This window comes from Streptomyces sp. UH6, from assembly GCF_013421635.1.
Taxonomy (GTDB): domain Bacteria; phylum Actinomycetota; class Actinomycetes; order Streptomycetales; family Streptomycetaceae; genus Streptomyces; species Streptomyces abyssomicinicus.
The window spans coordinates 1-4,035 of record NZ_JACADT010000514.1 but is presented as its reverse complement, the minus strand read 5'-3'; the positions used below and the strand labels follow the sequence as shown (position 1 = coordinate 4,035).

Sequence of the window (4,035 nt, the reverse complement as noted above, 5' to 3'; positions counted from 1 at the left end):
GGGCACCGCGGCCGAACGCCGCGCCGTCCTCCGCGCCCTGCCGCACCTGATCGACGGCGACCAGGCGCTCGACCTGGTCGAGGACGCCCTGCGCACCAACGACACCCGGCTGGTCGCCGCCGCCCTCGGCCCCTACGGCGCCCGCCACCTGCCCGCCCACGCATGGCGGCACGCGGTCCTCAAATGCCTGTTCACCGGCGTCCCCGTCGACGCCGTCGCCCGGCTCGCCGAACGCGCCCGGGGGGACGGGGAACTCGCGCGCATGCTCGGTGACTTCGCCGCCGAACGGGGCGCCGCGGGCCGCACCGTGCCACCGGACCTGTACCGCGTCCTGGCCCTCACCGAATCCCAGCCGGACCCGACGGAGGAGTCCTGATGCGCATCTTCGACCCCCACATCCACATGACCTCGCGCACCACCGACGACTACGAGGCGATGCGCGCCGCCGGCGTCCTCGCCGTCGTCGAGCCCGCCTTCTGGCTCGGCCAGCCCCGCACCTCCCCGGCCACCTTCCACGACTACTTCGACTCCCTGCTCGGCTGGGAACCCTTCCGCGCCGCCCAGTACGGCATCGCCCACCACTGCACCATCGCCCTCAACCCCAAGGAGGCCAACGACCCGCGCTGCCTGCCCGTCCTGGAGGAACTGCCCCGCTACCTGGTGAAGGACGGTGTGGTCGCCGTCGGGGAGATCGGCTACGACTCCATGACCCCCGCCGAGGACCACGCACTGGCCGCCCAGCTCGAACTCGCCGCCGACCACGGCCTGCCCGCCCTCGTCCACACCCCGCACCGCGACAAGCTCACCGGGCTGCGGCGCACCCTCGACGTGGTCCGCGAGTCCGCGCTGCCCGTCGACCGCGTCCTGATCGACCACCTCAACGAGAACACCGTCAAGGAGGCCAAGGACAGCGGCGCCTGGCTCGGCTTCTCCGTCTACCCCGACACCAAGATGGACGAGGACCGCATGGTCGCCGTGCTGCGCGCCCACGGACCCGAGCGCGTCCTGGTCAACTCCGCCGCCGACTGGGGCAGGAGCGACCCGCTGAAGACCCGCAAGGTGGCCGACGCTATGCTCGCGTCCGGCTTCGACGAGGACGACGTCGACCTGGTGCTGTGGCGCAACCCCGTCGCCTTCTACGGGCTGAGCGGCCGCCTCGACCTGACGCCCGCCGAGGCCGCGGCCTCCCACGAGGGCAACTCGATCCTCCGCGGAGGCGAGTGACCATGCGCTTCCGGCATCCGGACGGCTCTGTCGTCCACCTCGCCTACTGCACCAACGTCCACCCCGCCGAAACCCTCGACGGCGTCATCGCCCAACTCCGCGACCACTGCGAGCCCGTCCGCAGGCGGCTGGGGCGCGACCGGCTCGGCATCGGGCTCTGGCTCGCCCACGACGCCGCCCGCGTCCTGGCCGCCGACCCCGCCGCCCTGCGCCGGCTGCGCGGCGAACTCGACCACCGCGGCCTGGAGGTGGTCACCCTCAACGGCTTCCCGTACCAGGGCTTCGGCGCCGAGGAGGTCAAGTACCGCGTCTACAAGCCCGACTGGGCGGACCCCGAGCGCCTGGAGCACACCACCTCGCTGGCCCGGATCCTCGCCCAGCTCCTCCCCGACGACGCCGCCGAGGGAACCATCTCGACCCTCCCGCTCGCCTGGCGCACCGCCCACGACGGCGAACGCGCCGCGGCCGCCCTGGCCGCCCTGCGCACCCTCGGCGAACGGCTCGACGCCCTGCACGAGTTGACCGGCCGGTCGGTCCGGATCGGCCTGGAACCGGAACCCGGCTGCGTGATCGAGACGACCGCCGACGCCATCGCCCCGGTCACCGACACCGCCCACCCCCGCATCGGCGTCTGCGTGGACACCTGCCACCTGGCCACGTCCTTCGAGGACCCCGACACCGCACTGGACGCCCTGGAAGCGGCCGGCGTGCCCGTGGTCAAGGCACAGCTCTCCGCCGCCCTCCACGCCCACGACCCCCGGCGCCCCGCCGAACGCGACGCGCTGGCCGCGTTCGCCGAACCCCGCTTCCTCCACCAGACCCGCGCCCGCACCCCCGACGGCGCCCTGCGCGCCGTCGACGACCTGCCCGAGGCCCTCACCACCGACACCCTGCCGCGCACCGTGCCCTGGCGCTCCCACTTCCACGTCCCGCTGCACGCCGACCCGGTGCCGCCGCTCACCTCCACCCTGCCGGTGCTCAAGGCCGCGCTGGCGAAACTGGCCGGCGGCCCCCGCCCGCGCACCCACCACCTCGAGGTCGAGACCTACACCTGGCAGACCCTCCCGCCCGAGCTGCGCCCCCGCGACCGGGGCCGCCTCGCCGACGGCATCGCCGCCGAACTGACCCTCGCCGGGGACCTGCTGACCGACCTCGGCCTCAAGGAGCTGCCGTGAAACGCCCGGTGACCCCCCTGCTGGTCCTCGACGTCGTCGGACTCACCCCCCGACTGCTGGACCATATGCCGCACCTCAGGTCCCTGGCCGACACGGGTTCCAGCGCCCCGCTCGGCACCGTCCTGCCCGCCGTCACCTGCGCCGCCCAGTCCACCTTCCTCACCGGCGCGCTGCCCCGCGAACACGGCATCGTCGGCAACGGCTGGTACTTCCGCGAACTCGGCGACGTCCTGCTGTGGCGCCAGCACAACGGGCTGGTCGCCGGGGACAAGCTCTGGGACGCCGCCCGCCGCGTCGCACCGGACTACACCGTCGCCAACATCTGCTGGTGGTACGCGATGGGCGCCGACACCGACATCACCGTCACCCCCCGCCCCGTCTACTACGCCGACGGCCGCAAGGAGCCCGACTGCTACACCCGGCCTCCCGCCCTGCACGACGAACTCACCGCGGAACTGGGCACCTTCCCCCTCTTCCACTTCTGGGGCCCCGGCGCCGACCTGGTGTCCAGCCGGTGGATCATCGACGCCACCCGCCACGTCCTGCGCACCCGCCGGCCCGACCTCGCCCTGGCCTACCTTCCCCACCTCGACTACGACCTCCAGCGGTACGGCCCCGACGACCCGCGTTCCCTGCGGGCCGCCGCCGACCTCGACGCCGCCGTGGCGCCGCTGCTGGACGACGCCCGCGCGGAGGGCCGCACCGTGGTCGTGCTCTCCGAGTACGGCATCACGCCGGTCTCCCGGCCCGTCGACGTCAACCGGGTGCTGCGCCGCGCCGGGCTGCTGGAGGTGCACACCCAAGACGGCATGGAGTACCTCGACCCGATGGCCTCCCGCGCCTTCGCCGTCGCCGACCACCAGACCGCACACGTCTACGTGCGCCGCGGCGAGGACCTGGAGAAGGTCCGCACCCTCCTGGCGGAGGTGCCGGGCGTCGCCGAGATCCTGGACGACGAGGGCAAGAAGGCCCACGGGCTCGACCATCCGCGCGCCGGGGAACTGGTCCTGGTCGCCGAGCCGGACAGCTGGTTCACCTACTACTACTGGCTGGACGACGCCCGCGCCCCGGACTTCGCCCAGCTCGTCGAGATCCACCGCAAGCCCGGCTACGACCCCGCCGAACTCTTCATGGACCCCCTCGACCCGTACGTGAAGGTGAGGGCGGCCGGAGCCCTGGCCCGCAAGAAGCTCGGCATGCGCTACCGCATGGCAGTCGTCCCGCTCGACCCGTCGCCCGTCCGCGGCAGCCACGGCCGGCTGCCCGGGCGCGACGAGGACGGTCCGCTCCTCCTGTGCTCCGCCCCCCACGACCTCGGCGACCGCGTCGAGGCCACCGAGGTGAAGAACCTCCTGCTCGGCCTGGCGGGCCTCGCCTGACCGGTCCGCTCCCCACACCGTCCACCGTCCACCGTCCGCCGCCCGATGTCCGTCGTCCGACGCCCGATGCCCGCCGCTCCGACAGGAGGGATCGCCCCAGCCCCTGCGGACCACCGCAGCCATTCGAGATCGCCGAGGACTCCCGAGAGAAGAGGCACCCGTGGACCACCACCCCGCACACACCACCGACAGCCCCGACGAGGGCCTGCGCCGCGCCCTGCGCGTAGGCCGCCGCGGATTCCTGTCCACCTGCACCG

General features: G+C 73.6%; 4 protein-coding genes. All 4 read left to right on the top strand.

Features of this window, described 5'->3' with window-relative positions; translation table 11 throughout:
* On the top strand, positions 1 to 376 hold a 376-nt coding region (locus HW445_RS21085), incomplete at its 5' end, for an EboA domain-containing protein (protein ID WP_180222546.1).
* Complete coding sequence (locus tag HW445_RS21080) at positions 376 to 1,224, top strand: TatD family hydrolase (protein WP_180222545.1); 849 nt, start codon at positions 376 to 378, stop codon at positions 1,222 to 1,224. The genes HW445_RS21085 and HW445_RS21080, both read left to right, overlap by 1 nt.
* Before the next feature lie 2 nt (positions 1,225 to 1,226).
* Positions 1,227 to 2,399 carry a metabolite traffic protein EboE gene (gene eboE, locus HW445_RS21075; protein WP_180222544.1) on the top strand — a complete coding sequence of 391 codons (1,173 nt, stop codon included), beginning with the start codon at positions 1,227 to 1,229 and terminating at the stop codon, positions 2,397 to 2,399.
* The gene (locus tag HW445_RS21070; protein ID WP_180222543.1) at positions 2,396 to 3,778 is read left to right on the top strand and encodes a nucleotide pyrophosphatase/phosphodiesterase family protein; all 1,383 of its coding nucleotides are present in this window, start codon (positions 2,396 to 2,398) and stop codon (positions 3,776 to 3,778) included. The genes eboE and HW445_RS21070 overlap by 4 nt, the downstream gene beginning before the upstream one ends.
* The last annotated feature ends 257 nt before the right edge of the window (positions 3,779 to 4,035 follow it).